Raw genomic sequence first — 26,675 nt, forward strand, 5'->3', positions numbered from 1 at the left:
AGGGCGCTGTTTGCGTCCTCGCGCGGTTTGGGTCGGTCAGTGCGGGTGGGTCAGTCCTTGAACGTGGCGCTCTTGACGTCGGTCCATGCGCCGTTCTTCACGGAGTAGACGGTGAGCTGCTTGTTCGTGGTGTCGCCGTACTCGTCGAAGGAGACCTTGCCGGTCACGCCCTCGAAGGAGACCTTGGACATGGCTTCGAGGACCTTGGCGCGGGCGTCGGTCGGCAGCTTGCCGCCGTTGGCCTGCACGGCTGCCTTGACGGCCTGGATGATGGACCAGGCGGCGTCGTAGGAGTAGCCGCCGTAGGCCGCGTAGGGGTCCTTGTAGCCGGCGGCCGTGTAGTCGGCGATGAACTTCTTGGCGGTTTCCAGCTTCTCGACGGGGAAGCCGACCGAGGTGGCGAGGTCGCCGTCGTTGGACTGGGCGGAGGCCTTGATGAAGGCGGGGTCGTAGACGCCGTCGCCGCCCATGAGCGGGATGTCGGCGCCGGTCTTCTTCACCTGGTCGGAGAGGAGGCCGCCCTCGGGGTACTGGCCGCCGAAGTAGACCGAGTCCGCCTGGGATCCCTTGATCTTGTTGGCGGTGGAGGAGAAGTCGGTCTCCTTGGTGGTGACGTGGTCGCTGCCTGCGATCTTGCCGCCGAGGCGCTTGAACTCTTCGGAGAAGATCGCGGCGAGGCCGGCGCCGTAGGTCTGCTTGTCGTCGACGACGTAGACGTTCTTCTTCTTGGCGTCGTTGTACAGGTACTGGGCGGCGAACTTGCCCTGGATGACGTCCGTGGTGGCGGTGCGGAAGTACGTCTTGAATCCGCGCTTCTTCTCGCCCTTGCCCCAGTTGTCGCCCTGGCTGAGCGAGGGGTTGGTGTTCGCCGGGGAGACCTGGACGAGGCCCGCGGTGTCGAAGACGCCCTGCATGGACTGGGCGACGCCGGAGTTGAGGGGGCCGACGGCGCCGATGACGTCCTTGTTGCCGGCGAACTTGGTGGCGTTGGCCTGGCCGGAGGCGGGAATTGCCTGGTCGTCGAGGGCTTCGACCTTGAATTCGACGCCCGAGACCTCTTTGTTCTTGTTGGCGGTCTTGGCCGCGAGGTCCACGGAGTTCTTGATGCCCTGGCCGAGGGCGGAAAGGGATCCGGTGAGCGGGGCGTCGACACCGATGATCACGGTGGTCGTCTTGCCCGAGCCCCCGTTGCTTTTGCCGCCTTCGTCACGCGACGAGCAGGCGGTGAGGGTGAGTGCTCCGGTGGTGAGCACGGTGGTGAGTATGAGCAAGGAACGGTGTCGCACGGTGAATCCTTTCCCTGGCGCGGCCTCCTCTGCTGAGGTGCCGTGACGCTGGCCGGGCCGAACTGGGGCGTGGTGGTGGGACGTTGCGGGACTGTTCGTGCCAGTCGCTTGCGGTCGCTTGCAGTCGTGCCCGACGGCGCGGTGACTGGCCGTGACTCTAAGCGCAGGTGAAGGACTCGGGGAGCCGGTAGCCGCAGGATGTGACTGTCTTGTTATGCCGTGGCGAGAGCTTGGTGCACAAGGAGGGTCATATCGGTCTTTTGGCCGGTGTGGCTTTTTCTCGCATGGTGAGAACTGGCAGTTCCGCTAAGGCGCTTGGGGTGATCTTGGTACTGACAGCGGGCAGAGCTCGGTGAGGACGTCTTCGAGGTCCTCGGCGTAGGTGGCGCCGAGTCCGAAGCTCACGCGTTCTTCGGTCCTTCTGTTACTCAGCGTTACTTCGAGTACGGGTAGAGAGACTCCGCGCGGAATTCCCGTGCAGGTGCCGACGGTGATCCGCAGTGCCGTAACTATGCCCCTTCCCTGCCGTATATCAAGTGGTGGTGCTGGTGTGGCGAATGTGGTAAATGCGGCGTACGGCTGCTGGATCGCGCTGACGAGGAGGTGGCTGCCGCGTGCGGGGTCAGTGGTCGTGATCTTGATGCGGAAGGTGAAGCTCCGGGCCTTCCGGTCGGGCGGCCCGGCGAGCCCCTGGTAGGAGATGCGGGTGATCAGTCCAGGCAAGGGGGGCACGGTCGGGCGCCGCCCGTTCAGGTGGCCGAGAGCGAGCACGAGGGCGAGGGCGGCGCAGGCGGCGAGAGCGGCACGGCGCCAGACGCGGTGCCGTCCGCGATGCCAAGTGGGGCCTCGGTGGGCGGAATTGGCGGTTCCGATGACTTCGTGGGCTGGCGCAGAATCCCCTGCTCCGGTGTCTGCTCCGGCTCCTGCGCCGGGCGTTGTGCCGTACTCCTCGACGGGGCCGATGGTGCTCATCGCGGTGTGTGCGGTTCCCGGGGCGCCTGTGGTTCGCGCCAGTTCTCCGAGCTGCCGGTGGCGCCCTTCTGGGCTTCGCACTTCTGCCGGACCCTGCGGTCGGCGAGCTGTTCGGCCGCGGCGGTGCCGTGTTTTTTCTGCTCGGCGCGGGCTTCGGCGAGTACGGCTTCGTGGATGCCGTACTGCTCGTTGGAAAGGCCCTTCTGCTCCCAGTCGATGCCGGCCCACTTGTTGCCCTTGAGCGCCTCCTTCACCCAGTACGAGACGAGTGAGGTGCACAGGTCGGCGGGGCGGGCGGGAGGTGCGGCGGAAGTGGCGGGGGAGCTGTCGGAGGCGGTGGCGTCAGGTGTGCCCTGCGGGCTGCACGCGGTGGCGCAGGCGAGGGCGGCGAGCAGCGCGAGGGTGTTCCTGGTGCTCGCCCGGAGGGTGTGCGTGCGACCTGAACTCACCTTCGAAGGCTACGTGTTGAGAGGTGTGCGGGCTACTGGGCGGCGGCCGAAACAGGTGGCTCGATTGCCTCTGGCGCCCCAGGAGAACCAGGGCTCTAATGGCCGCGTCGCGAACCTCCCTTCCGGGCAGCGGAGTTGTCCGGTGGGCAACGCCGATGCATGAGGTCGGTGCTGCCCTCTGGCGCGTCCGGGCCGGAGCGGCGAATGTGTACGCGCCCACCGCGTGATCGTCGCATCCCCGCACCCTCTGGAGGCAGGCACGATGGCGAGACCCACAGCTATACGTACGGTACGGAAATGGGGCATGGCGGCACTGGCCGCGTCCCTCCTGGCGGCGCTCCCGACGCCCGCCGCCGCGCGGGCGGACCAGGCCGCGCAGCCCGCCCTGAAGATCGTCAACAATCAGACGCAGCCGGTGTTTTCGCGTGCTGACGCGCTCTACCAGCAGGTCGACGTCGAGACCGAGGTGGACAGCGACGACGACGGGAAGCGCGACACGATCCGGATGCGGATCCTGCGGCCCAAGGAGACCGACGCCGGGCTGAAGGTCGCCACGATCATCGAGGCGAGTCCGTACTGGGGCGGTGGTCCCGACGTTCCGTTCCACAACGTCGATGTGGACGAGGACGGGCTGCCGTTCGGCGGGAAGTGGCCGGCCGGTGAGGCGCGCAGGCCGTCCCTCGTCGCCGCGGGCCCGGTGACGTACGGCGGGTACTACGACAACTACTATCTGCCGCGCGGCTATGCGGTCGCCCAGGTCGACAGCGTCGGTACGGGGGCGGCGACCGGCTGCTCCACCTCCGGCGGGCGCAACGAGACGCTCGGTGCGAAGGCCGCCGTGGACTGGCTGGCCGGGCGGGCCCGCGGCTGGGACCTGGACGGGAAGCCGGTCGGGGCCACCTGGTCGACGGGCAACTCCGCGATGATGGGCATCTCGTACAACGGGACGCTGCCCACCGCCGTCGCCTCTACCGGGGTCAAGGGTCTGAAGGCGATCGTGCCGATCTCCGGGATCTCCTCCTGGTACGACTACTACCGGGCCGGCGGTGGCGTCGTCGCGCCGGGCGGTTACCAGGGCGAGGACACCGACATCCTCGCGAAGGGCGTCAACAGCCGGGCGAACCCGGAGGTGTGCGCGCCGGTCCATGACGCGCTGACCGCCCAACAGGACCGTACGACGGGGGACTTCGGGCCGTTCTGGAAGGAGCGGGACTATCTCAAGGACGTCGGGAAGATCAAGGCCGGGGTCTTCGTCGTGCACGGTTTCAACGACTGGAACGTGAAGACCAAGCACGCCGGTCAGCTGTGGGACGCGCTGAAGAAGAACGGTGTGCCGCGCAAGATGTGGCTGCACCAGGCGGGGCACATCAACCCGATGCCGCTGCGGATGGAGGAGTGGCTGCGCCAGACCCACCAGTGGTTCGACTACTGGCTGTACGGGCTGAAGAACGGCGCGCTGGACGAGCCGAAGGTGGATGTCGAGCAGGCCGACTTCAGCTGGAAGCGGCAGTCGGAGTGGCCGGCGCGCGGGACGCGGAACGAGACGCTGCGGCTGAATTCCCGTGGCTTGTCGCCGTGGCCGGGACTGCCGGTCAAGCAGTCGCTGACGGACGCGGGCCGCACGGTGAAGGCCGAGCAGCTGGCGGCGTCGCCTCAGACCGCGAACCCGAACCGGCTGGCGTACACGACGGGCGCACTGGAGAAGGACCTGCGGGTGAACGGGGTGCCGAAGATGTCGGTGCTGGCCTCGTTGAAGGGGACCTCGCCGTACGTGACGGCGCTGCTGGTGGACTACGGGCAGGACACCAGGGCGACCGCGGGCACGGCGTCGGACACCTCGCAGCCCCAGGTCTGTTACGGGCAGGGCATCGAGGGGGACACGGGGTGCGCGTACCGCAGCAAGCATCGTACGGAGAGTGCCGACTTCAAGATCGTGTCGCGGGGGTGGCTGGACGTCCGTAACCGGAATTCCTTCTCCCGCCAGGACAAGGTGGTGGAGGGGCGCGAGTACGCGCTGAAGTGGGACATGCAGCCGCAGGAGTACGTCTTCAAGAAGGGGCATCGGCTGGGTGTGGTGCTGATGTCGACGGACTTCGACTACACGCTGCGGTACCCGGCCGGGACGCAGATGTCCGTCCGGGCCGGGGTCAGCAGTGTGACGCTGCCGGTCAGCCGGTGAGGCCCTCGGTGTCGCGGAGCATGCAGGTGAGGCGGGCCGTGCAGACCCGCTTGTCCTGCTCGTCGGTGATGACGATCTCGTAGGTGGCGGTGGAGCGTCCGCGGTGGACGGGGGTGGCCACGCCGGTCACCAGTCCGCTGCGGGCGCCCCGGTGGTGGGTGCAGTTGAGGTCGACGCCGACGGCGAGCTTCTTGCTGCCGCCGTGCAGCATGGCGCCCACCGAGCCGAGGGTCTCGGCGAGGACGGCGGAGGCGCCGCCGTGCAGGAGTCCGTACGGCTGGGTGTTGCCCTCGACGGGCATGGTGCCGACGACGCGGTCCGAGGATGCCTCGATGATCTGCACACCCATGCGGGTGCCGAGGTGCCCGGCGGAGAACATCGCGGCCAGGTCGACGCCGAGCGCGGCGTACTCGTCGACGACGTCCTGCGGGAACTTCGCGGTGGACTGCTCACCCATGGGCCAGGCTCCGTTCGGTGTGTGACCGTGTGGTCCGGTTGTCTCAGCGACTTGTCTGAGCGACTTATCTGAGCGACGTGTCTGAGCGACGTGTCTGAGCGACGTGTCTAAGCGAACGCTCATACGGGCGGTGATTGTTCCAGACGGACGACGACCGACTTGCTGGTGGGGGTGTTGCTGGTGTCGGCCGTCGCGTCGAGCGGTACGAGGACGTTCGTCTCGGGGTAGTAGGCGGCGGCGCAGCCGCGGGCGGTCGGGTAGTGGACGACGCGGAAGCCGGGGGCGCGGCGCTCGACGCCGTCCTTCCACTCGCTGACCAGGTCGGTGTAGCTGCCGTCGGCGAGGCCGAGCTCGCGGGCGTCCTGGGGGTTGACGAGGACGACGCGGCGGCCGTCCTTGATGCCGCGGTAGCGGTCGTCGAGGCCGTAGATGGTGGTGTTGTACTGGTCGTGCGAGCGCAGGGTCTGCAACAGCAGCCGCCCGGCGGGGAGTTCGGGGTACTCGACGGGGGCCGCGGTGAAGTTGGCCTTGCCAGTGGCGGTGGGGAAGCGGCGCTCGTCGCGCGGGCCGTGCGGGAGGGTGAAGCCGCCGGGTGCGGCGACGCGGGTGTTGAAGTCCTCGAAGCCGGGGACGACGCGGGAGATCCGGTCGCGGATGCGCGCGTAGTCCTGCTCGAACTGTGCCCACGGGGTGGTCGATCGCTCGCCGAGGGCGGCCTGTGCCATGCGTGCGACGATGGCGGGCTCGGACAGCAGGTGCGGGCTCGCGGGCGGGAGGTTGCCGCGGGAGGCGTGCACCATGCTCATGGAGTCCTCGACCGTCACGAACTGCTTGCCGCTCTTCTGGACGTCCTTGTCGGTGCGGCCGAGGGTGGGCAGGATCAGTGCGCGGGTGCCGGTGACGACGTGCGAGCGGTTGAGCTTGGTCGACACGTGGACGGTGAGGCGGGCCTTGCGCATGGCGGCCTCGGTGACGTGGGTGTCGGGGGTGGCGGCGACGAAGTTGCCGCCCATCGCGAAGAACACCTTGGCGTCGCCGTCGCGCAGCGCCTGGACGGCGCGGACCACGTCGTACCCGTGGTGGCGGGGCGAGGTGATGGAGAATTCCTTGTCGAGGGCGTCGAGGAAGGCGGGTGCGGGCCGCTCGAAGATGCCCATGGTGCGGTCGCCCTGGACGTTGGAGTGGCCGCGGACGGGGCAGACTCCGGCGCCGGTGCGGCCGATGTTGCCGCGCAGCAGGAGGAAGTTGACCACTTCGCGGATGGTCGGCACGGAGTGCTTGTGCTGGGTCAGGCCCATCGCCCAGCACACGATGACCCTCTTCGAGGCGAGGACCATGCGCAGCGCCCGCTCGATGTCGGCGCGATCGAGGCCGGTCGCGGTCAGTGTGTCGTCCCAGTCGGCGGCCTTCGCCGCGGCGGCGAACTCCTCGTAACCGTGGGTGTGTTCCCGTACGAACAGCTCGTCGACCGCGCCGTTCGTCTCCAGTATCAGCTTGTTGAGGAGGCGGAAGAGGGCCTGGTCGCCGCCGAGGCGGATCTGCAGGAACAGGTCGGTGAGGGCCGTTCCCTTGAGCATGCCCTGCGGGGTCTGCGGGTTCTTGAAGCGCTCAAGTCCCGCTTCGGGCAGGGGATTCACCGAAATGATCTTTGCGCCCGCATGCTTGGCCTTCTCCAGGGCGGTCAGCATGCGCGGGTGGTTGGTGCCCGGATTCTGCCCGGCGACGATGATCAGGTCGGCCTGGTGGAGGTCCTCCAGGCTGACGCTGCCCTTGCCGATGCCGATGGTCTCCGTGAGGGCGGAGCCTGAGGACTCGTGGCACATGTTGGAGCAGTCGGGCAGGTTGTTCGTACCGAACTCGCGGGCGAAGAGCTGGAGCAGGAACGCCGCTTCGTTGCTGGTGCGGCCGGAGGTGTAGAAGACGGCTTCGTCGGGGGAATCGAGTGCCCGCAGCTCGCGGCCGATCAGGCCGAAGGCGTACTCCCAGGTCACCGGCCGGTAGGTGTCCGAGCCCTCGTCGAGCAGCATCGGCTCGGTGATCCGGCCCTGCTGGCCCAGCCAGTACCCGCTGCGCTCCGTCAGGTCGGAGACCGGGTGCGCGGCGAAGAAGGCCGGGGTGACCCGGCGCAGGGTGGCTTCCTCGGCGACGGCCTTCGCGCCGTTCTCACAGAATTCGGCGGTGTGCCGCTTGTCCTCCTCGGGCCAGGCGCAGCCGGGGCAGTCGAAGCCGTTCTTCTGGTTGACCTTGAGGAGGGTGCGGGCGGTGCGGACCGTGCCCATCTGCTGCTGGGCCATGCGCAGGGTGTGCGCTATGGCGGGCAGGCCGGCGGCGGCGTGCTGGGGGGCCGCGACCTGCGGTGCGTCCTGGACCGGGTCCCCTGCGGGCGGCTTCGCTGCCATGGCGCTCCCCTTCGAGCGGTGGATCTGCGGATCTGTGAGGTCTTCGATCCTGTCACGAGGCACTGACAGTGAGGACGGGCGGGGCGTTGCGTGACGGCTCCGCGGACCGGATTGTCAGTGGGGCGGCCTAGGATCGGACACGTGGCAAAAACAGCAGCGAAGACCGCAGACAAGACTCCTGAGACCGCCGGGGCGCGTCCCCGCCTGCTCCTCGTGGACGGGCACTCCATGGCCTACCGTGCGTTCTTCGCGCTGCCCGCGGAGAATTTCACGACGGCGAGCGGCCAGCCGACCAACGCCGTGTACGGCTTCATGTCGATGCTGGCGAACACCCTGCGTGACGAGGCGCCCACGCACTTCGCGGTGGCGTTCGACGTGTCCCGCAAGACGTGGCGCTCCGAGGAGTTCCCGGAGTACAAGGCGAACCGTTCGAAGACCCCCGACGAGTTCAAGGGGCAGGTCGAGCTGATCGGCGAGGTGCTCGACGCGATGCACGTCGAGCGGTTCGCGGTCGACGGGTTCGAGGCGGACGACGTGATCGCCACGCTCGCCACGCAGGCGGAGGCGGCCGGGTTCGACGTGGTGGTCATGACGGGCGACCGCGACTCGTTCCAGCTGATCACTGAGCACACCTCGGTGCTGTACCCGACCAAGGGTGTCTCCGAGATGACCCGGTTCACCCCTGCGGCGGTCGAGGAGAAGTACGGTCTGACCCCGCAGCAGTACCCGGACTTCGCGGCGTTGCGCGGCGACCCGTCGGACAACCTGCCGGGCATCCCGAAGGTCGGCGAGAAGACCGCCGCGAAGTGGATCAAGGAGTTCGGTTCGTTCGCGGCGCTGATGGAGCGGGCCGACGAGGTCAAGGGCAAGGTGGGAGAGAGCCTCCGGGACCACCTGGACGCCGTGAAGCTCAACCGCAAGCTCACCGAGATGGTGCGCGACGTGGAGTTGGCCAAGGGCCCCGCGGACCTGGAGCGCGCTCCGTACGACCGGGAGGCACTGGCCGGCGTCCTGGAGGTGCTGGAGATCCGCAATCCGTCGCTGCGGGAGCGGCTGCTGGCCGTGGACCCGGGCGCCGTGGAGGAGGAAGCGGCGGCTCCGGCCGCCGGGATCGAGCTGGACGGCGTCGTGCTGGGCTCCGGCGAGCTCGCCCCCTGGCTGCAGGAGCACGGCGCGCAGCCGCTGGGTGTGGCCACGGTCGACACCTGGGCGCTGGGCTCGGGCAACGTCACGGAGATCGCGCTGGCCGCGGCGGACGGGGCGGCCGCCTGGTTCGACCCCGCCGAGCTGGCCGAGGGCGACGAGAAGGCGTTCGCCGCGTGGATCGCGGATGCGGACCGGCCCAAGGTGCTGCACAACGCCAAGAGCGCCATGCGGGTCTTCCCGGAGCACGGCTGGCAGGTCGCCGGGGTCACCATGGACACCGCGCTCGCCGCGTACCTGGTGAAGCCGGGGCGGCGGTCCTTCGCGCTGGACGCCCTGTCGGTGGAGTACCTGGGCCGTGAACTGGCCCCTGCGGCGGTCGCCGACGGACAGCTGGCCTTCGGGTCGGAGGAGGACGAGCGGGCCGAGGCCGATGCGCTGATGGGGCAGGCCCGCACCATCCTCGACCTGGGTGAGGCGTTCGGCGAGAAGCTCAAGGAGGTCGGCGCGGCCGAGCTGCTGCATGACGTGGAGCTGCCCACCTCGATCCTCCTTGCCCGCCTTGAGCGGCACGGCATCGCCGCCGACCGGGACCATCTGACCGCCATGGAGGAGCAGTTCGCGGCCGCGGTGCAGCATGCCGTGGGCGAGGCGCACGACGCGGCGGGCCGCGAGTTCAACCTCGGTTCGCCCAAGCAGCTCCAGGAGATCCTCTTCGGCGAGCTGGCGCTGCCCAAGACGAAGAAGACCAAGACGGGGTACACGACGGACGCGGACGCCCTGGCCTGGCTGGCGGCGCAGACCGAGCACGAGCTGCCGGTGATCATGCTGCGCCACCGTGAGCAGGCCAAGCTGCGGGTCACCGTCGAGGGCCTGATCAAGACGATCGCCGCCGACGGCCGTATCCACACCACCTTCAACCAGACGGTGGCGGCGACCGGACGGCTGTCCTCCACCGAGCCCAACCTGCAGAACATTCCGGTGCGTACGGACGAGGGCCGCGCGATTCGCCGCGGCTTCGTCGTCGGCGAGGGCTACGAGTGCCTGATGACGGCCGACTACAGCCAGATCGAACTGCGCGTGATGGCCCACCTGTCGGAGGACGCGGGCCTCATCGAGGCGTTCAAGTCCGGTGAGGACCTGCACACCACGGTCGCCTCGCAGGTGTTCGGCGTGGAGCGTTCCGCGGTCGACGCCGAGATGCGCCGCAAGATCAAGGCCATGTCGTACGGCCTGGCGTACGGGCTTTCCGCGTTCGGTCTCTCCCAGCAGCTGAACATCGACGCGGGCGAGGCGCGCGGCCTGATGAACACGTTCTTCGAGCGGTTCGGCGGGGTGCAGGACTACCTGCAGCGCGCCGTCGAGGAGGCCCGCGCCACGGGCTACACGGAGACGATGCTGGGCCGCCGCCGCTACCTCCCCGACCTCAACAGCGACAACCGTCAGCGCCGTGAGATGGCCGAGCGGATGGCGCTCAACGCCCCGATCCAGGGCACCGCGGCGGACATCGTCAAGGTCGCGATGCTGAATGTGGACGCGGCGCTGGAGAAGGCCGGGCTCACCTCGCGGATGCTGCTCCAGGTGCATGACGAAATCGTGCTGGAGATCGCGAAGGGCGAGCGGGAGAAGGTCGAGGAGATCGTCCGCCGCGAGATGGCGGGCGCGGTCGAACTGCGGGCGCCGCTGGACGTGTCGGTGGGTGTCGGTGCGGACTGGGAGTCGGCGGCGCACTGACCCTGCGGGGCTTGCGGAGTGTGTTCCGGCGAGGCCCGTCCCCGTGTGCGATCAGTGCGATCGGGTACGGGGGCGGGCCTCCGCCGTGTCGTCGTGCATCGGGGAGGATTCGGCCGAGTCGTGCATTGCGGAGGGTTCCGCCGAGTCGTGCATTGCGGAGGGTTCCGCCGAGGTGCTCCGCCACCGGCCCACCAGCACTGCGTACAGCACCAGACCCACCAGCAGCCCCGCCCCGGCGCCGAAGCAGGCCGTCGGCACGTAGTCGAACGGCCGCAGGGGGAGGCTCTGGTGGGCCGCCCAGATCACGCACCGTCCCACCGCGCCCAGTGCCGCGCACCCCAGCAGCAGGGCGATCCCGGCGGTCCGCCGCCGTACGTCCAGCAGGGGTACGCCGGTGAGTGCGGCTCCGTCCGGCCGGCGTCGCAGCGCCGTCGCCAGGAACCAGCCGAGGCCGACGGCGGCCAGCGCCGAAGTCCCGTACTGCGCATAGGTGTAGAGGGGGAAGCCGGCGTACGTCTGCCCCAGGACCGGCAGCAGCTCCATGCCGAGGCGGCCCGGATGCGTGAAGAGGTCCCAGCCGACGTGGGTGAGTGATCCGGCCACCGCCGACAGCGCGAACTTCCCCGCCAGGGACGGCGACACGGCGTCCCAGCGCTCCCCGCGCAGGAGCCTGTACACCCGTGGCTGCCAGGTGCGCGGCAGCAGGGCCGTCAGCGGTTCGCGGACCAGCAGCCACAGCCCCACCAGTAGGGCGGTGCACAGGACGTCCACGGTGACGATGCCGGCCGCCGAGTGCGTGAAGTCGCCGAACGCCATCCCGCCGGGGACGACGGACGCGGCGTAGTACGTCAGGTCGGGGGCGAAGGATCCGGCGACGAGGGCGGACGCCAGGAACGGGCCGCGGCCCGTGCCGTTCCGGCGGATGCCGGGCAGTACGGCAGCGGCGTGGCTGAGTGTGAACGGCACCGGTGTCCTCCTGGACGGCCCCGACTGGGCGTTGTGGACGGCCCCGACTGGGCGTTGGCCGATTTTGATCAATAACGCTCAGTATGCGGGACTGCTGAGACGCCTCTTGCGGGGGATACGGGGGGATACGAAGGTGTCGAACTGGTGAAAAGCGTCCAGAAGCCTGTGTTCCGGGGCCAAGAGTTGTCGTAGTGTCACGTGGGTCTTCGCGCTGGGGAGCGCGTCTGCCGCCGATGGGGAGGGACCACTCGCATGGCAGCACAATTCGGTCGCCGTTTGCGCAAGGGGGCGACCACGACAGCGGTCGCGGCGATAGCCGTGGCAGCCCTGTCCGCGTCGCAGGCTCCAGGGGCGGCGGGGAATCCGGCCACCGGGCAGGCGGCGGCCGGTGCGAAGCCGTCGCCGGACAGCGCCGCCACCGGCAACTCCCCGTACTACACGGACCTTCCACCGCTGACCACCCCCGGTGTGCCGGACGCGAGCATCGGCCTGCCCGGCGACGGCACCACCACCCCGGTCGGGGCGGCCGAGGCGGGTCTCCCCGCGACCGTGCTGGACGCGTACAAGAAGGCGCAGACGGCCATCGAGACGGCCGATCCCTCCTGCCGTCTCCCGTGGCAGCTCCTCGCCGCCATAGGCAAGGTGGAGTCCGGTCAGGCGCGCGGCGGCCAGGTCGACGCCCAGGGCAACACCACCAAGCCGATCCGCGGGCCCGTCCTCAACGGCATCGGCTTCGCGAACATCTCGGACACCGACAAGGGCGAGTTCGACGGCGACGCCACGTACGACCGGGCGATCGGCCCGATGCAGTTCATCCCGTCGACCTGGGCGCGCAGCGGCAAGGACGGCAACGGGGACGGCCGCAAGGACCCCAACAACATCTATGATGCGGCGCTGGCCGCCGGGCACTACCTCTGCGCGGGCTCCCGCGACATGACGAACCCGCAGGACCGCGACAAGGCGATCCTCAGCTACAACCACTCGCAGGAGTACCTGCGGACCGTCCTGTCCTGGTTCGAGTACTACAAGCGCGGCACCCACGAGGTCCCGGACGGCTCCGGCGTCCAGCCGACCACTCCCGACCCCGACAGCCACCGCAACACCCCTTCGGGCACCGGCAGTACGACCCCGACCACTCCCACCACCCCGGCTCCGGGCGCCACCAAGCCCCCCGTCGCGACCAAACCGCCGGCCAAGCCGCCGACCACCACCAAGCCGCCCACCACACCGGCCGGCCCCGTCAAGCTGCAGCAGACCAGCGCCCAGAAGCTGGCCGCCGTCGCGGGCGGGAACTTCACAGGCCGCCCGGCCGTGCGCGCGCTCAACGCGGCGGGCAAGCCGGTAGCGGGCGTCAAGGTCGACTTCACCGTCATCGGCGCCACCGGCGCCCGCTTCCCCGGCAACGCCCTGCGCACCACCGTCACCACCGGCAAGGACGGCACCGCCACCGCGCCGGTCCTCGCGGCGGGCCGGCAGGCGGGATCGTTCGTGGTCCGGGCGACCGCTCCCGGCACTCCGGCGGCCGAGTTCTGGGCGACGGTCAAGGCCGCGCCGGCCCCGGCGCCGAAGGCCGACGCACTCGCCCGTACGTCGCAGGCCGCGCTCAAGGCCGAGGCCGGTGCCGCGTTCGCGACCGCCGTCGAGGTGAAGGCGACCGCCGACGGCAAGGCGCTCGCGGGCGCCACGGTGTCCGCGGTGATCACCGGCACCAAGGGCCCGTACTTCAAGGCCGCGGACGGCACGGCGGTACGCACCGTGGGCGGCCTCACCACGGGCGCCGACGGCACGGTGACGCTGCCGAAGCTGTACGCGGGCGACACGGCGGGCACGTACGTCCTGCGGATCGTCGCGGACGGCGTCGCGCTGAACGTCCAGCTCACGGTCACGGCGGCACCGACGACACCGCCCACGACCCCGCCGACCACCCCGCCCACCACACCGCCGACGACGACCCCGACCACACCGGGGACGACGCCGACGGGGAGCCCTTCGGGGACGGGCACGCCGAAGCCGTAACCGGGGGAGCGGACCGTATACGGGAGGGGGCCGGAGTCACCGGCCCCCTCCTGGGGTGTCCGGCCCCGGGAAGAGCCTGCGACCGGCCCGGGGGAGTGCCTGTGTCCGGCCCCCGCGAAGAGCCTCTGTCCGGCCCGGGGACGAGCCTCTGTCCGGCCAGGGGAGAAGCCCCCGTCCGACCTGTTCCCCTCTCGCGCGGCCGTTGCTACGGTGCCCCCTCCCCGACGTCCCTGACGGAACGTCAGAAACCTTTACCGGGAGGGAGGCGGGCCATGCGCGCCCTCATCGCCGCCGCCATAGGGCTGGCCGCCGCATTCGCCCTGGTCCTCGCCATCACGGCCGTCGGCACCCCGACCGGCGAAACCTCGCCGAAGCCGCTGCTGACCACCGTCCCGGGCCCGAAGAAGTAGCGGGGCGGGAAGCAGATGCGACGCAAATCCAGCCTGGTCCTGCTCGCCCTCGCGGTGTTCTTCACCGCCCTCTCCCCGCTCCTGCGCTGGTACGCCTTCCCGCGCCTGGCCAAGATCCCGCCCAGCCAGTACCAGGAAGCGGTCCTGGAGGCCAAACCGGCGACGCTCGTCGACTACGGCACGATGCAGTCCAAGCAGGTCGAGAGGCTCACCATCGTGCAGACCCTCAAGGGCAACGTCGAGGAGTCCGAGAAGATCGAGGCGACCGCGGACCGCGACGTCGTCGTCTGGGACGCCCTGTCCTTCGTCGCGGGCCCCGACGGGAAGATGGTCTCCACCATCCCCGAGCGCTACATCTTTGATGCGCACTCGCAGGACCCCGTGCACGCCACCGGCGAGATGGTCGACGGCGATGCCGTGCAGCGCCGCGGCATCGAGTTCAAGTGGCCGTTCCTGACGGAGAAGCGCGACTACGAGTACTACGACTCCAGGGCCCGCCGCACCGCGCCCATCCACTACCGGGGCACGCAGGAGTTCCGGGGCCTGGAGGTCTACTACTTCGAGCAGACCATCCCGTGGACCAAGGTGCCCTACCCCAAGCAGATGCCGATGCCAGGCATCGACTCCACCAAGCTGGAGAAGCAGACCGGCACGAGCATGTGGTACACGACGAAACGGATGTTCTGGATCGATCCCGTCACCGGCGCCCCCGTCAACGGCGAGGAGATCCACCAGGAGGAGCTGCGGGGCGGCAGCCTGCTCGGCGGACGCGACAAGGTCACGGCGTTCGCGGGGCACGTCAGGATGCGGGCCGACTACGTCGACTCCACGGTTGCCCTCGTGAAGTCCAACCGGACACTGATCCTGCTGCTCACGGCGTACTTGCCGTGGGGGTTCCTGGGGCTGGGTCTCGCGCTTCTCGCGCTGGCGCTGTGGGTGGAGGCGCGGGGGCGGGGAGTGGGGCCGGCGGGTGCGGGTCCTGTGGACACCGTGCGGGTGCGTCGTGGCTGGTCGCGCAGTTCCCCGCGCCCCCAACTGCCTGCCCCTTAGCCGCCTTGGGCGGCTGACGCCCCCGACACCGCCCCTACCTCTGCAACCGTGCCTTCGTGAATCGCGTCGCCTCGAAACTCCCCGGATCCTCCGGCCACGGATGCTTCGGGTACCGCCCCCTCAGCTCCGCCCGCACCGCCCGGTACCCCTCCTTCCAGAACGACGCCAGATCCGCCGTGACCGCCGCCGGACGCCCCGCCGGCGACAACAGGTGCACCAGCACCGGCACCCCCGCCACGCCCCCCACCCGCGGCGTCTCGGCCAACCCGAACATCTCCTGCACCTTCACCGCCAGCACGGGCTGTCCGCCCCCGTAATCCACCCTGATCCGCGACCCGCTCGGCACCTGGATCCGTTCCGGCGCCAGCTCGTCCAGCCGCGCCGCGTCCCCGCTCGCCCACGGCAGCAGCCGCTGCAGCGCCTGCCCCGCGTCGATTCGTCCCAGGTCCGCCCGCCGCCGCGCCCGCGACAGCTCCGGCTCCAGCCAGTCGTCCGTGTGCCCGGACAGAGCCTCGTCCGACATGTCCGGCCAGGGCGCCCCCAACTCCCGGTGCAGGAAGGCCAGCCGCTCCCGCAGGGACTCCGCGTCCCGCGTCCACCGCAGCAGCCCGACCCCCTCGCGCCGCAGCCCCTCCAGGAGCGCCTCGTGCACGCGCGCGCGTGGCGCGTCCTTCAGCGGCCGTACGGTCAGCTCCACGGCGCCCAGGCGGTCCACCCGCCGGGCGACGACGTCCCCGTCCTCCCAGTGCACCTCCTCCCCGGACACCCGCAAGTGCTCCGCCGCGAGCAGCGCCGTGTCCTCGTCGACGACGGCCGCGAGCCGCACCCTCGCGGACGCCGAGTGCGAGGGCCGGTCCGCGACCGCAACCGCCAGCCACGGCGCACTCCGCAGCCGTGACCCCTCACCCACCTCCGCCCCGGTCCCGGACGCCATGAGGAAGGCGCCCGCACCCCGCGCCCGCGCCACCCGCTCGGGAAACGCGAGCGCCGCCACCAGCCCCGCCACCGCGTCGTCCCCACCACCGGAGCCACCGGAGCCACCCGAGCCACCAGAGGTGCCGGCACCCCCGACCCCCGACGCCAGCCTCCGTGCCTCCTGGCGCCACCGCGCCCCGTACCCGTCGCTGCCGCGCCGCGCCGCCCGCCACGCGCCCGCCAGGTCGTCCCCGTACTCCCGCGGCGGCTCCTCGCTCAGCAGCGCCACCACCTCCGCCGCCCGGCGCGCGCCGACCTCCCGGGCGCCGTCGAGCAGCGCCCGGCCCAGCCGGGGGTGCAGCCCGAGCCGTGACAGCCGTACGCCCCGCTCCGTCGCCCGCCCCTGCGCGTCGACTGCGCCGATCGCGGACAGGACCTCCCGCGCCGCCGCCATCGCCCCGGTCGGAGGCGTGTCGAGCAGGGCGAGGCCGGACGCGTCGGGATCGCCCCAGCAGGCCACCTGGAGCGCGAACGCCGTGAGGTCCGCCACCTTGATCTCCGGGTTCGGGAAGCGCGCCAGCCGGACCTCCTCCGCCTCGTCCCAGCAGCGGTAGGCCGTCCCCGGGGCCTCGCGCCCGGCGCGGCCCGCACGCTGCCGTCCCGCCGCGGCCGACGCACGTACGGTCGTCAGCGCACTCAGCCCCCGCGCATGGTCCGTACGCGGCTCACGGGCGAGCCCGGAGTCCACCACGATCCGCACCCCGGGCACCGTCAGGCTCGACTCGGCGACGGACGTGGTCAGGACGACACGACGCCCCGACGAGGAAGATCCCGCGAGTACGGCGTCCTGCACCGCCGCGGGGGCACGTCCGTGCACCTGGAGCACCTCGGCACCCACGCCCCCCAACTGGCCCGCCACCCGGGCGATTTCGCCCACCCCGGGCAGGAAGCACAGCACGTCGCCCGCGCGCTCGCCGAGCGCCCGCCGCACCACCGACGCCGCATGCGTCAGCTGCGCGGGGTCGACGCGCATCCCGTGCGGCGGGCGCACCGGCCGTGCCGGCGGCACCCACACCGTTTCGACGGGGTACGACACCCCCTGCGCCTCCACCACGGGCGCACCGCCCAGCAGCTCGGCCCAGCCCGCCGCGTCCGTCGTCGCCGACGCCGCCACAAGCTGCAGCTCCGGCCGCAGCGCGGCCCGTACGTCCAGCAGGAAAGCGGCCACCGTGTCCGCATCAAGATGCCGCTCGTGGCACTCGTCCAGGACGACGACATCGACGCCGGGCAACTCCTGATCGCGCTGCAGCCGCTGCAGCAGCACTCCCGTCGTGACGACCTCCACGACGGTCCGGGCACCCACCGTGCGCTCGCCCCGCACGGTGAAGCCGATCCGGCCGCCGACCTCCTCGCCCAGCAGCCACGCCATCCGCCGGGCCGCCGCACGGGCGGCGATCCGCCGCGGCTCCGCGACGACCACCCGCCGCACCGGACCCCCGCCCACCAGCCCGGCGAGCACCAGCGGTACCAGGGTCGTCTTGCCGGTGCCGGGCGGCGCGCACAGCACCGCGGTGCCGTGCGCGCCGAGCGCCTCTTTGAGGGCGGGCACGGCGGAACGGACGGGCAGCTGGTCAAGGGCGTCGGTGCGGATCACGCCCCCAGTGTCGTACGGAGCCGGGCGCGCCGGTCAGCCCCCGTCCGGACGAAGGCCGCTGCCCCTTGGATCAGTCCCGTACGCAGACGAAGATCGCCGACCCCGGGATCAGGTTCCCCCGCAGCGGGGACCAGCCGCCCCACTCCGAGCTGTTCCACGCGGGCCACTCCGGCTCCACGAGGTCGACCAGCCGGAAGCCGCCGGCCACCACGTCCCGGATGCGGTCGCCGAGCGTCCTGTGGTGCTCGACGTACACCGCCCGCCCCTGCTCGTCCTGCTCCACATAGGGGGTGCGGTCGAAGTACGAGGCGGAGACCGAGAGCCCCTCGGGGCCCGGCTCGTCCGGGAACGCCCAGCGGATCGGGTGCGTCACCGAGAACACCCACCGCCCGCCGGGCCGCAGCACCCGGTGCACCTCGCGGAACACCTTCACCGGGTCCGCGACGAACGGCACCGCGCCGTACGCCGAGCACGCCAGGTCGAAGGAGCCGTCCCGGAACGGCAGCACCCCGGCGTCGGCCTGCACCAGGCCCACCCCGTCCTCGCCGCCGCCGATCCGCAGCGCGTGCTGGAGCTGCCGGTGCGAGAGGTCCACCGCGACCGGGCGGGCCCCCTGGGCGACCAGCCAGCGGGAGCACTGTGCGGCGCCCGCGCCGATCTCCAGCACGTCGAGCCCCTTGAGGGAGTCGACGGGGCCGAGCAGCTCCGCCTCCACCTCGTCGAGGCCCTCGGGACCCCATACGAAGCGGTCGTCCCCCAGGAAGGTCCCGTGGTCCTGCTGGTACTCGTCCGCGTTGCGGTCCCACCAGCCCCGGCTGGCCCGGCTGCTCTCCGCCTCCCCCGCGTCACGCCGGGTGGCCTCGGGCTCGGTGTCGTCCTGGACGTCCAGTGCGTCCAGTGCGTCCAGTGCGTCGCGAGGGGCGAAAGCGTCTGAGGCTTCGTCTTCGTGGATCATTGCGCCCGTCTGAATCGTCTGAGTAGGCTCCGCGGAAACCCTCCCCGGGTACTTTCCGGCGGACGTGCCAGAAGTGGTCGAGGGGGAGCCGGGCGGCCATGGTGGCCTCGCCTAACCTGAGTTGTGCCGGGTATGAGGCGTTCCGCCCCGGGTGTGTGCCTTCGCGCATTGACCCTGCCCGGCAGCCCCCGTATGCTACAAGTTGCGCTGCGAGCCTGCGCGCCTCAGACCTAGCAGGCCGCGCTCGTATCTGCATGTATGTCTCCTCGGTTTTCGAGGCGCCTGGCGATGTTCTCAGTCCGGTGCTTCTTCGGCTGTCCGGCTTCTGCAGAGCGACAGGCTCACGGCGTAGCAGTACCTACGATTTCTGTCCGTACCGGAGCCCTTTCCCACATGACGAGCAGCACCGAGACCACCGCCACCGCCACCACCCCGCAGGTTGCGGTCAACGACATCGGCGACGCGGACGCGTTCCTCGCGGCGATCGACGCGACGATCAAGTACTTCAACGACGGCGACATCGTTGAGGGCGTCATCGTCAAGGTCGACCGCGACGAGGTTCTCCTCGACATCGGTTACAAGACCGAAGGCGTGATCCCGAGCCGCGAGCTCTCGATCAAGCACGACGTCGACCCGAACGAGGTCGTCGCCGTGGGTGACGAGATCGAGGCCCTGGTTCTCCAGAAGGAGGACAAGGAAGGCCGCCTGATCCTCTCGAAGAAGCGCGCTCAGTACGAGCGTGCCTGGGGCACCATCGAGAAGATCAAGGAAGAAGACGGCATCGTCACCGGTACCGTCATCGAGGTCGTCAAGGGTGGTCTCATCCTCGACATCGGCCTCCGCGGCTTCCTGCCGGCCTCGCTCGTCGAGATGCGCCGCGTCCGCGACCTCCAGCCCTACGTGGGCAAGGAGCTCGAGGCCAAGATCATCGAGCTGGACAAGAACCGCAACAACGTGGTCCTGTCCCGCCGTGCCTGGCTCGAGCAGACCCAGTCCGAGGTCCGCCAGACGTTCCTCACGACCCTCCAGAAGGGTCAGGTCCGCTCCGGCGTCGTTTCCTCGATCGTCAACTTCGGTGCCTTCGTGGACCTGGGTGGCGTCGACGGTCTCGTGCACGTCTCCGAGCTGTCCTGGAAGCACATCGACCACCCGTCCGAGGTTGTCGAGGTCGGCCAGGAAGTCACCGTCGAGGTCCTCGACGTCGACATGGACCGCGAGCGTGTCTCCCTGTCGCTGAAGGCGACGCAGGAAGACCCGTGGCAGCAGTTCGCCCGTACGCACCAGATCGGGCAGGTCGTTCCCGGTAAGGTCACGAAGCTCGTTCCGTTCGGCGCGTTCGTGCGCGTCGACGAGGGCATCGAGGGTCTGGTCCACATCTCCGAGCTGGCCGAGCGCCACGTGGAGATCCCGGAGCAGGTCGTCCAGGTCAACGACGAGATCTTCGTCAAGGTCATCGACATCGACCTCGAGCGTCGCCGGATCTCGCTGTCGCTGAAGCAGGCCAACGAGGCCTTCGGTGCCGACCCGGCCTCGGTCGAGTTCGACCCGACGCTCTACGGCATGGCCGCGTCGTACGACGACCAGGGGAACTACATCTACCCCGAGGGCTTCGACCCCGAGACCAACGACTGGCTCGAGGGCTTCGAGTCGCAGCGTGAGGTCTGGGAGACCCAGTACGCCGAGGCGCAGACGCGCTTCGAGCAGCACCAGGCCCAGGTCATCAAGTCCCGCGAGGCCGACGAGGCCGCCGCTGCCGAGGGTGCGGCCGCTCCGGCCGCCGCCGCCGGTGGCAGCGCCAGCGCCGGTATCTCGGGCGGTTCGTACTCCTCGGAGTCGGACGACAACTCCGGCGCCCTGGCGTCGGACGAGGCCCTGGCTGCCCTGCGCGAGAAGCTGGCGGGCGGCCAGAGCTGAATGCTCTGACCCTCACCGGTCGCGTGGCCGACTGACCTGTCACAGGACGGCGGCCGACAGCTGAACTGGCTGAACAGCGAGGCCCGTTCCCCTTCGGGGGAGCGGGCCTCGCTGCGTTGTGCCGCCCAACGGCGGTTCCCGTTCGTGGGATTGTCCACTCGTCCGAGGGATGACGGCACAGGTGGGAATGCCTGTGCCCCGCTGCACGTTCTTCTCTGTGAAACGCGAGGAGGTAGCGGGAATCGTGCTTGATCCGCAGGGTTTGTACGCATGGGAGCCGAAGGGGCTTGCCGTCGTCGACATGGCGCTGGCCCAGGAGTCGGCCGGACTTGTCATGCTCTACCACTTCGACGGCTACATCGACGCGGGCGAGACCGGCGACCAGATCGTCGACAAGCTCCTCGACACACTGCCCCACCAGGTCGTGGCGCGCTTCGACCACGACCGGCTGGTGGATTACCGGGCGCGCCGGCCCCTGCTGACGTTCCGGCGCGACCAGTGGACGGACTACGAGACGCCGTCCCTTGAGGTGCACCTGGTGCAGGACGCCACGGGCGCCCCGTTCCTGCTGCTCGCAGGTCCCGAGCCGGATGTGGAGTGGGAGCGGTTCTCGGTGGCTGTGCAGCAGATCGTGGAGCGGCTCGGGGTGCGGCTGGCGGTGAACTTCCACGGGATACCGATGGGCGTCCCGCACACCCGCCCCGTCGGCCTCACCCCGCACGGCAACCGCACGGACCTGGTGCCCGGACACCGCAGCCCGTTCGACGAGGCGCAGGTACCGGGATCGGCGGAGTCGCTGGTTGAGTACCGGCTGGCGGAGGCCGGGCACGACGTGCTCGGCGTCGCCGCCCACGTGCCGCACTACGTGGCGCGCTCCGCCTACCCGGACTCGGCGCTGACCGTCCTTGAGGCGATCACCGCGGCCACCGGCCTGGTGCTGCCCTCGGTGGCGCACGCGCTGCGCACGGAGGCGCGGCGCACCCAGGACGAGATCGACCGGCAGGTCGGCGAGGGCGACGAGGAGCTGGTCGCGCTGGTCCAGGGACTTGAGCACCAGTACGACGCGGTGGCGGGTGCGGAGACGCGTGGCAGCCTCGTCGCGGAGGCCAAGGACCTGCCGTCGGCGGACGAGATCGGCCTGGAGTTCGAGAAGTTCCTCGCGGAGCGGGAGGGCGACCTCTAGGGGCCGCGGCGGGCGCTCTAGGCTGCCGGTCATGCTGAGAGTTGGCCTGACCGGTGGTATTGGCGCCGGCAAGAGTGAAGTGTCGCGGCTTCTCGCGTCGTACGGCGCGGTTGTCGTCGACGCCGACAAGATCGCGCGTGAGGTCGTCGAGCCCGGGACTCCCGGGCTCGACGCCGTGGTGGCCGCGTTCGGCGAGGGGGTTCTCGCGGCGGACGGCACACTGGACCGTCCTGCGCTGGGCGCGATCGTCTTCGCGGACCCGGAGAAGCTCAAGACCCTCAACGCGATCGTGCACCCGCTGGTCGGGGCCCGTTCGGCGGAACTGGCGGGGGCCGCTGCGGCCGATGCCGTCGTCGTCCACGACGTGCCACTGCTCACCGAGAACGGGCTGGCGTCGCTGTACGACCTGGTGGTGGTCGTGGACGCGTCGCCCGAGACCCAGCTGGACCGGCTCGTACGACTGAGGGGGACGAGCGAGGCCGACGCGCGCGGGCGGATGGCGGCGCAGGCCACGCGCGAGCAGCGGCTCGCCGTCGCCGACCTGGTGATCGACAACGACGGGCCGCTGGAGGCTCTGGAGCCGCAGGTGCGGAAGGTGTGGCGGGAGCTGGAGGAGCGGACGGGGCAGGGGAGTTAGCCCTCCCGGCTGGTCCGACGGGTGCTCCGGCTTTGGCCCGTGTGTGCTTCGGCACGGGTCCGTGCCCGTGTGTGCTCCGGCCTCGGCCCGTGTGTGCCTTGGCACTGTCCGTGCCCGTGTGTGCTCCGGCACTGGTCCGTGCCCGTGTGTGCCCCGGCCGCACCTCATAGAGGTGTGGCCGGGGCACAGGTCATGCGGGGAGTGTGGCCGCCTCCCGCATCGTGGCCGTCAACTCGCCCCGCAGGCGGGCGAATTCCGGGGCGGCGCGCAGGGCCGCCGGATCCGTGCCGGCGTCGCGGGGCAGATCCACGGGAAGTTCCGCGACGATACGGCCCGGGGCGCCCGCCGGCGCCGCCATCACCAGGACCCGGGTGCCGAGCAGCACCGCCTCCTCCGCGGAGTGCGTCACGAACAGCACCGTCGTCCCCGAGGACGCCGCGAGGGTACGGACCTCCTCCTGAAGGCGCTCGCGGGTGAGCGCGTCCAGGGCGGCGAACGGCTCGTCCATCAGCAGCAGCCGGGGCTCGCCCGCCAGCGCACGGGCGATCGCGACCCGCTGCTGCTGACCGCCCGACAGCTCCCACGTACGGCGCCGGCCCATGCCCGCGAGCCCCACCCGATCCAGCAACTCCGCGATGCGGGAGGGGCGTTGCTCGCGGGGGACGCCGTGTCTGGCGAGGGCGAAGGCGAGGTTGCCGCCGACGGTGCGCCACGGGAAGAGGCGTGGCTGCTGGAAGACGATGCCGGTGCCGCCGCCCGGGGCGGGCGCGGCATCCCGTACGAGAGCGGCCCCTGCCGAGGCCCGCTCGAAGCCGGCGACGACGCGCAGCAGGGTCGTCTTGCCGCAGCCGGAGGGGCCCACGAGAACGGTGAACTCGCCGTCCACGAGGGTGAGGGAGACGTCCTCGACGGCGGTGGTCAGGGCGCGTGCGTGGCGGCCGTAGCGGACGGTGACGTCTTTCAGTACGACCTCGGGCTGCGTCTTGGGGTCGGATGTGGGCCCAGCCTGCTGCGTCGTTTCAGCCTGCGGCACGGGACAGCTCCTCCACGGCGAGGGCCTTCTGGAAGTCGGCGAGCGCAGGCACCGCGTCCACGGCCTTCTGCCCCTTGAGGAATCCGGCGGCGTCGCGCAGGTTCACGGCGAGCCTGCCCGGTGCGCCGGGGCGGCCCAGATAGGCGGGCCCCGTCTGCTCCTTCGCGCTGAGCAGAACCAGCTGGCCGAGCTGGCGCCGGGCGTCGGCGGGCGACACATTGAGTTCCTTGCCGATGGACGCGGCTGCCTTCGCGGGGTCCGACTTGGCCTGGGCGACGGCCCGGTCCTGGGCCCCCAGCCATGCGGTGACGATCTCGGGGTGGCTCTCGGCGAAGGCGTTCGTGACGATGCCGAGGTCGGCGGTCGGTTTGCCCGCGTCGGCGACCTTCCGGCTGGTGGTGAGGACCTTGCCGTCCTTGGTGAGTTCGCCCAGGGTCGGGGTCCACACGTACGCCGCGTCGATGTCGCCGCGCTTCCAGGCGGCGAGCGCGTCCTGCGGCTGGAGGTCGAGCAACTGGACCTTGTCCGCCGGTACGCCCGCCGACTTCAGGGCGGCGAGCAGCGAGTAGTGGGAGGTCGAGCCGAAGGGGGTGGCGACCTTCTTGCCGGCCAGGTCCTTGACGCTGCCGATGCCCTTCTTCGCGACGAGCGCCTCGTTGTCGCCGATCAGGTCGTGGATCCAGAGGACCTTGTACGGGATGTTGAGGGGCGCCGACAGACCCTTGGTGACCAGGCTGGAGCCCGCGAGCCCCAGGTCCACCGATCCGGCGATCACCGCGGTGTTGACGTCGCCGCCGGAGTCGAACTTGACCCACTTCACGGACACGTCGGGCAGCGCCTTCTCCAGCAGCCGCTGGTTCTTCACCACGAGGTCGGCATTGGGTATCGCCTGGTAGGCGATGCGGACGACCGTCCTGCCCGACGCGTCCGTACTGCCCGTGCTGTCGGACCCGCCGAAGCCGCAGGCGGTCGCGGTGAGGGAGGTGAGCGCGGCGACGGCGGCCAGGAGGACGGTGCGGCGGAGGTACGGGGGCGGGGGCATGGCGGGGCTCCGGTGGGTGAGGTGGGTGAGGTGGGTGAGGTGGGTGAAGTGGGGGCGGAGGGTGAGGTGGGTGAAGTGGGGGCGGTGCGTGTGCGGGGGCGGGAGGCCGGTGTGCGCTGCGTGCGGGGTCACTTCTGGCCGCGCCAGGGAACGAGGCGGCGTTCGGCCGTCCTGAGCAGGGCGTCGAGGAGGATGCCCGACAGGCCAATCGCGATGAGGCCGACGATGACGACGGCGGTCTGGTTGTAGCGCTGCGCGTCACGGATCATGCCGCCGATGCCGGGGACGCCGTTGATGGTCTCGGCGGCGACCACCGAGGTGTACGCGACGCCGACGGCGATCCGTACCCCGGTGAGGATTTCGGGGAGCGCGGCGGGAAGCCGTACGGACAGCAGCAGCGACAGCTGTCCCGCACCCAGTGCGCGCGCCGCCTCTATGAGGTGCTCGGGAACCGTCCGTACGGCTGCGGCGGTAGCGGCGGCGATCGGGGGCAGGGCGGCGATGATCAGCAGCCACACCTTGGGCGACTCGTCGATGCCGAACCAGATGACGAGCAGCGAGAGGTACGCGAGCGGTGGCAGCGTCCGCAGAAACGTCACGGCCGGTTCGAGTACGACGGCGACCGGGCGGACCGCGCCGATGAGAAGCCCCAGCGGCACTCCGGCGAGAACCGCGTACCCGGTGCCGATGCCGATCCGGCGCAGGCTGACGCCCAGGTGCTCGATCAGGAGATGGCCGCTCTGTCCGCGCACCCCGTCGTGAACGGTCGACGACAGCAGGAACTGGTGCCACACCTCGCCGGGCGAGGGCACCAGCACCCGTGGCCACACCTCCGCCAGCACCACCAGCTGCCAAGCGGCAAGGAGCACCGCCAGGGCGACGGCACGCAGCGCGGCCCAACGGAGGGCGGCGAAACGGGGGTTGCCGCGGACGGCGGGGGACGCGGCGGCGGGTTTGGTGACGGCCGCCGTCCCGGGCGGTGCGGTGAGAGTCATGCGCCCGCCGCCTCTTTGATGCGTGCTGCCTCTTTGATGCCCGCCGCCTCTTTGGTGCGTGCTGCCTCGTCCTTGGCGCCTTCTGCTTCGTCCTTGGCGCGTACCGCTGCGTCGACGAGCGCGCGCAGCCGGGGTGCGACCTCTTCGCCCACCCGGTAGGCCTCTTCGAGGTGCGGATAGCCGGACAGTACGAACTCCTCGACGCCCAGCGCCCGGTACTCGTACAGCCGCTGTGCGACCTCGTCGTGCGAGCCGACGAGCGCGGTGCCCGCCCCTTCCCGTACGAGGCCGATGCCCGCCCAGAGGTTGGGGGCGATCTCCAGCTTCGCGGCGTCGGGGGAGCCGCCGTGCAGGGCGGCCATCCTGGCCTGCCCCACGGAGTCCATGCCGGCGAACCTGGCCTGGCTGGCGCGTACCGCATCGGGGTCGAGCCGGGACAGGATCCGGTCCGCCTCGGCCCATGCCTCGGCAGCGGTGTCGCGGGCGATGACGTGCAGCCGCAGCCCGAACCGCAGCGAGCCGTGCCCGCCGCGCACCGCCTCCGTTTTGGCCCGCAGCCTCTTGATGCGCTCGTCGATCGCCGACGGCGGTTCTCCCCACAGCAGTTGTACGTCGGCGTGGCGCGCGGCGACGTCCTCTGCGGCGGGGGAGGCGCCGCCGAAGTACAGCGGTACGGGGTGCTCCACGGCGGGGTCGACGAGCCGCGCCCCTTGGAGGTGGAAGTGCGCACCCTCGCGGTCGGCGACCCTGCCGTCGAGCAGGGTGCGCAGGGCCGCCATGAGCTCGGCGGTCCGTGCGTACCGCTCGTCGTGCGCCAGGTGGTCGCCGTACGCCCGCTGCTCGGCGGGGTCGCCGCCGGTGACGACGTTCAGGCGCAGCCGGCCGCCGGCGAACCGGCGGAACGCGTCCGCCTGCTGGGCGAGCAGGGTGGGACTGGCGAACCCGGCCCGGAAGGCGACCAGGAAGCCGATCCGGTCGGTGTGCTGGGCGAGGGCGGCGGTGAGTATCCACGGATCGACGCAGCCGAGGCCGACGGGCGTCAACAGCGAATGGAACCCGGCCTGTTCGGCGGCGCGTGCCACCTGGGAGAGGTAGCCGATGTCGGCGGGGCGCCGGGTGGCGGATCCGGTCCTGCCCTGCACGGCGGTGACGCCGCCGGGGTCGCGGCCGTCGCCGCCGGTGGGCAGGAACCAGTGCAGCAGGGGCTGGGCAGGGGCGCCGGACGGGATTTTGGGCACGGCTGCGGGCACGGTGGTGGGCATGGGGAGACCTCGGAGGCAGCGGGG

Annotated in this window: 20 protein-coding genes; 8 read left to right on the forward strand and 12 right to left on the reverse strand. The window is 70.8% G+C overall.

The genetic code is table 11. The features are described from left to right. Positions 1-50: 50 nt before the first annotated feature. The 3 genes from AB0D18_RS10385 to AB0D18_RS10395 form a co-directional block, all read right to left on the reverse strand. Positions 51-1,286 carry a branched-chain amino acid ABC transporter substrate-binding protein gene (locus AB0D18_RS10385; RefSeq protein WP_362415034.1) on the reverse strand — a complete coding sequence of 412 codons (1,236 nt, stop codon included), beginning with the start codon at positions 1,284-1,286 and terminating at the stop codon, positions 51-53. 306 nt (positions 1,287-1,592) lie between these two features. Beyond that, positions 1,593-2,009: a hypothetical protein gene (locus tag AB0D18_RS10390; RefSeq protein ID WP_362415036.1), complete on the reverse strand. Its 417-nt coding sequence runs from the start codon at positions 2,007-2,009 to the stop codon at positions 1,593-1,595. 245 nt (positions 2,010-2,254) lie between these two features. Further along, entirely contained in the window at positions 2,255-2,707 is a 453-nt protein-coding gene (locus AB0D18_RS10395) for a hypothetical protein (RefSeq protein WP_362415038.1), read from the reverse strand. Positions 2,708-2,969: 262 nt separating this feature from the next. Between AB0D18_RS10395 and AB0D18_RS10400 the strand changes: the two genes are divergently transcribed. Continuing rightward, positions 2,970-4,886, forward strand: coding sequence for a Xaa-Pro dipeptidyl-peptidase (locus AB0D18_RS10400; protein ID WP_362415040.1), 1,917 nt, complete (start codon positions 2,970-2,972; stop codon positions 4,884-4,886). On the opposite strand, the gene AB0D18_RS10405 is transcribed toward AB0D18_RS10400, so the two are convergent. Together AB0D18_RS10405 and AB0D18_RS10410 are read right to left on the reverse strand one after the other, a co-directional pair. Continuing rightward, on the reverse strand, positions 4,876-5,343 hold the full coding sequence (locus tag AB0D18_RS10405) for a hotdog fold thioesterase (RefSeq protein WP_362415042.1): 468 nt from the start codon (positions 5,341-5,343) through the stop codon (positions 4,876-4,878). The two genes, AB0D18_RS10400 and AB0D18_RS10405, sit on opposite strands and share 11 nt — an antisense overlap. Before the next feature lie 119 nt (positions 5,344-5,462). Continuing rightward, positions 5,463-7,742: an FdhF/YdeP family oxidoreductase gene (locus AB0D18_RS10410; RefSeq protein WP_362415044.1), complete on the reverse strand. Its 2,280-nt coding sequence runs from the start codon at positions 7,740-7,742 to the stop codon at positions 5,463-5,465. 141 nt (positions 7,743-7,883) lie between these two features. On the opposite strand from AB0D18_RS10410, the gene polA reads away from it, so the two are divergent. Continuing rightward, positions 7,884-10,619 (forward strand): DNA polymerase I, encoded by a 2,736-nt coding sequence (polA, locus tag AB0D18_RS10415; RefSeq protein ID WP_362415046.1) that lies wholly within the window; start codon positions 7,884-7,886, stop codon positions 10,617-10,619. A 51-nt stretch (positions 10,620-10,670) separates the two neighbouring features. On the opposite strand, the gene AB0D18_RS10420 is transcribed toward polA, so the two are convergent. Continuing rightward, positions 10,671-11,585 (reverse strand): DUF4184 family protein, encoded by a 915-nt coding sequence (locus AB0D18_RS10420; protein ID WP_362415048.1) that lies wholly within the window; start codon positions 11,583-11,585, stop codon positions 10,671-10,673. A gap of 252 nt (positions 11,586-11,837) precedes the next feature. Between AB0D18_RS10420 and AB0D18_RS10425 the strand changes: the two genes are divergently transcribed. The 3 genes from AB0D18_RS10425 (at position 11,838) to AB0D18_RS10435 (ending at position 15,061) form a co-directional block, all read left to right on the forward strand. Continuing rightward, complete coding sequence (locus tag AB0D18_RS10425) at positions 11,838-13,601, forward strand: lytic murein transglycosylase (RefSeq protein WP_362415049.1); 1,764 nt, start codon at positions 11,838-11,840, stop codon at positions 13,599-13,601. Positions 13,602-13,873: 272 nt separating this feature from the next. Further along, positions 13,874-14,011, forward strand: coding sequence for an SPW_0924 family protein (locus AB0D18_RS10430; protein ID WP_362415051.1), 138 nt, complete (start codon positions 13,874-13,876; stop codon positions 14,009-14,011). A 15-nt stretch (positions 14,012-14,026) separates the two neighbouring features. Beyond that, complete coding sequence (locus AB0D18_RS10435) at positions 14,027-15,061, forward strand: DUF3068 domain-containing protein (RefSeq protein ID WP_362415053.1); 1,035 nt, start codon at positions 14,027-14,029, stop codon at positions 15,059-15,061. 34 nt (positions 15,062-15,095) lie between these two features. Here the strand turns inward: AB0D18_RS10435 and hrpB are convergent, their stop codons facing one another. Next, positions 15,096-17,630, reverse strand: a complete 2,535-nt coding sequence (hrpB, locus tag AB0D18_RS10440) for an ATP-dependent helicase HrpB (RefSeq protein ID WP_362415055.1) — start codon at positions 17,628-17,630, stop codon at positions 15,096-15,098. A gap of 70 nt (positions 17,631-17,700) precedes the next feature. Further along, entirely contained in the window at positions 17,701-18,585 is an 885-nt protein-coding gene (locus tag AB0D18_RS10445) for a class I SAM-dependent methyltransferase (RefSeq protein WP_362415057.1), read from the reverse strand. A gap of 393 nt (positions 18,586-18,978) precedes the next feature. On the opposite strand from AB0D18_RS10445, the gene rpsA reads away from it, so the two are divergent. The 3 genes from rpsA to coaE all read left to right on the forward strand — a co-directional run bounded on the left by rpsA (position 18,979) and on the right by coaE (position 22,319). Then, the gene (gene rpsA / locus AB0D18_RS10450; RefSeq protein ID WP_362415059.1) at positions 18,979-20,499 is read left to right on the forward strand and encodes a 30S ribosomal protein S1; all 1,521 of its coding nucleotides are present in this window, start codon (positions 18,979-18,981) and stop codon (positions 20,497-20,499) included. Positions 20,500-20,743: 244 nt separating this feature from the next. Next, positions 20,744-21,682: a PAC2 family protein gene (locus AB0D18_RS10455; RefSeq protein WP_362415061.1), complete on the forward strand. Its 939-nt coding sequence runs from the start codon at positions 20,744-20,746 to the stop codon at positions 21,680-21,682. A gap of 31 nt (positions 21,683-21,713) precedes the next feature. Then, positions 21,714-22,319 carry a dephospho-CoA kinase gene (gene coaE / locus AB0D18_RS10460; protein WP_362415063.1) on the forward strand — a complete coding sequence of 202 codons (606 nt, stop codon included), beginning with the start codon at positions 21,714-21,716 and terminating at the stop codon, positions 22,317-22,319. Positions 22,320-22,509: 190 nt separating this feature from the next. Here coaE and AB0D18_RS10465 read toward each other — a convergent pair whose 3' ends face one another. From AB0D18_RS10465 to AB0D18_RS10480, 4 genes are all read right to left on the reverse strand, one after another. Then, the gene (locus AB0D18_RS10465; RefSeq protein ID WP_362415322.1) at positions 22,510-23,283 is read right to left on the reverse strand and encodes an ABC transporter ATP-binding protein; all 774 of its coding nucleotides are present in this window, start codon (positions 23,281-23,283) and stop codon (positions 22,510-22,512) included. 55 nt (positions 23,284-23,338) lie between these two features. Further along, positions 23,339-24,394: an ABC transporter substrate-binding protein gene (locus AB0D18_RS10470; RefSeq protein ID WP_362415324.1), complete on the reverse strand. Its 1,056-nt coding sequence runs from the start codon at positions 24,392-24,394 to the stop codon at positions 23,339-23,341. Positions 24,395-24,522: 128 nt separating this feature from the next. Further along, entirely contained in the window at positions 24,523-25,389 is an 867-nt protein-coding gene (locus tag AB0D18_RS10475) for an ABC transporter permease (protein WP_362415065.1), read from the reverse strand. Continuing rightward, on the reverse strand, positions 25,386-26,651 hold the full coding sequence (locus tag AB0D18_RS10480) for an LLM class flavin-dependent oxidoreductase (protein WP_362415067.1): 1,266 nt from the start codon (positions 26,649-26,651) through the stop codon (positions 25,386-25,388). Before AB0D18_RS10480 ends, AB0D18_RS10475 begins: the two co-directional genes overlap by 4 nt. Positions 26,652-26,675 lie beyond the last annotated feature (24 nt).

It is taken from the genome of Streptomyces sp. NPDC048442, assembly GCF_040651475.1.
Taxonomy (GTDB): domain Bacteria; phylum Actinomycetota; class Actinomycetes; order Streptomycetales; family Streptomycetaceae; genus Streptomyces.

Excerpts from the sequence above, each read along its gene's own strand:
- AB0D18_RS10400 (WP_362415040.1), top strand. The coding sequence starts at position 2,970 with ATGGCGAGACCCACAGCTATACGTACGGTACGGAAATGGGGCATGGCG.
- AB0D18_RS10405 (WP_362415042.1), bottom strand. The coding sequence starts at position 5,343 with ATGGGTGAGCAGTCCACCGCGAAGTTCCCGCAGGACGTCGTCGACGAG.
- AB0D18_RS10410 (WP_362415044.1), bottom strand. The coding sequence starts at position 7,742 with ATGGCAGCGAAGCCGCCCGCAGGGGACCCGGTCCAGGACGCACCGCAG.
- AB0D18_RS10425 (WP_362415049.1), top strand. The coding sequence starts at position 11,838 with ATGGCAGCACAATTCGGTCGCCGTTTGCGCAAGGGGGCGACCACGACA.
- AB0D18_RS10430 (WP_362415051.1), top strand. The coding sequence starts at position 13,874 with ATGCGCGCCCTCATCGCCGCCGCCATAGGGCTGGCCGCCGCATTCGCC.
- AB0D18_RS10435 (WP_362415053.1), top strand. The coding sequence starts at position 14,027 with ATGCGACGCAAATCCAGCCTGGTCCTGCTCGCCCTCGCGGTGTTCTTC.
- AB0D18_RS10445 (WP_362415057.1), bottom strand. The coding sequence starts at position 18,585 with ATGATCCACGAAGACGAAGCCTCAGACGCTTTCGCCCCTCGCGACGCA.
- rpsA (WP_362415059.1), top strand. The coding sequence starts at position 18,979 with ATGACGAGCAGCACCGAGACCACCGCCACCGCCACCACCCCGCAGGTT.
- coaE (WP_362415063.1), top strand. The coding sequence starts at position 21,714 with ATGCTGAGAGTTGGCCTGACCGGTGGTATTGGCGCCGGCAAGAGTGAA.
- AB0D18_RS10470 (WP_362415324.1), bottom strand. The coding sequence starts at position 24,394 with ATGCCCCCGCCCCCGTACCTCCGCCGCACCGTCCTCCTGGCCGCCGTC.
- AB0D18_RS10475 (WP_362415065.1), bottom strand. The coding sequence starts at position 25,389 with ATGACTCTCACCGCACCGCCCGGGACGGCGGCCGTCACCAAACCCGCC.
- AB0D18_RS10480 (WP_362415067.1), bottom strand. The coding sequence starts at position 26,651 with ATGCCCACCACCGTGCCCGCAGCCGTGCCCAAAATCCCGTCCGGCGCC.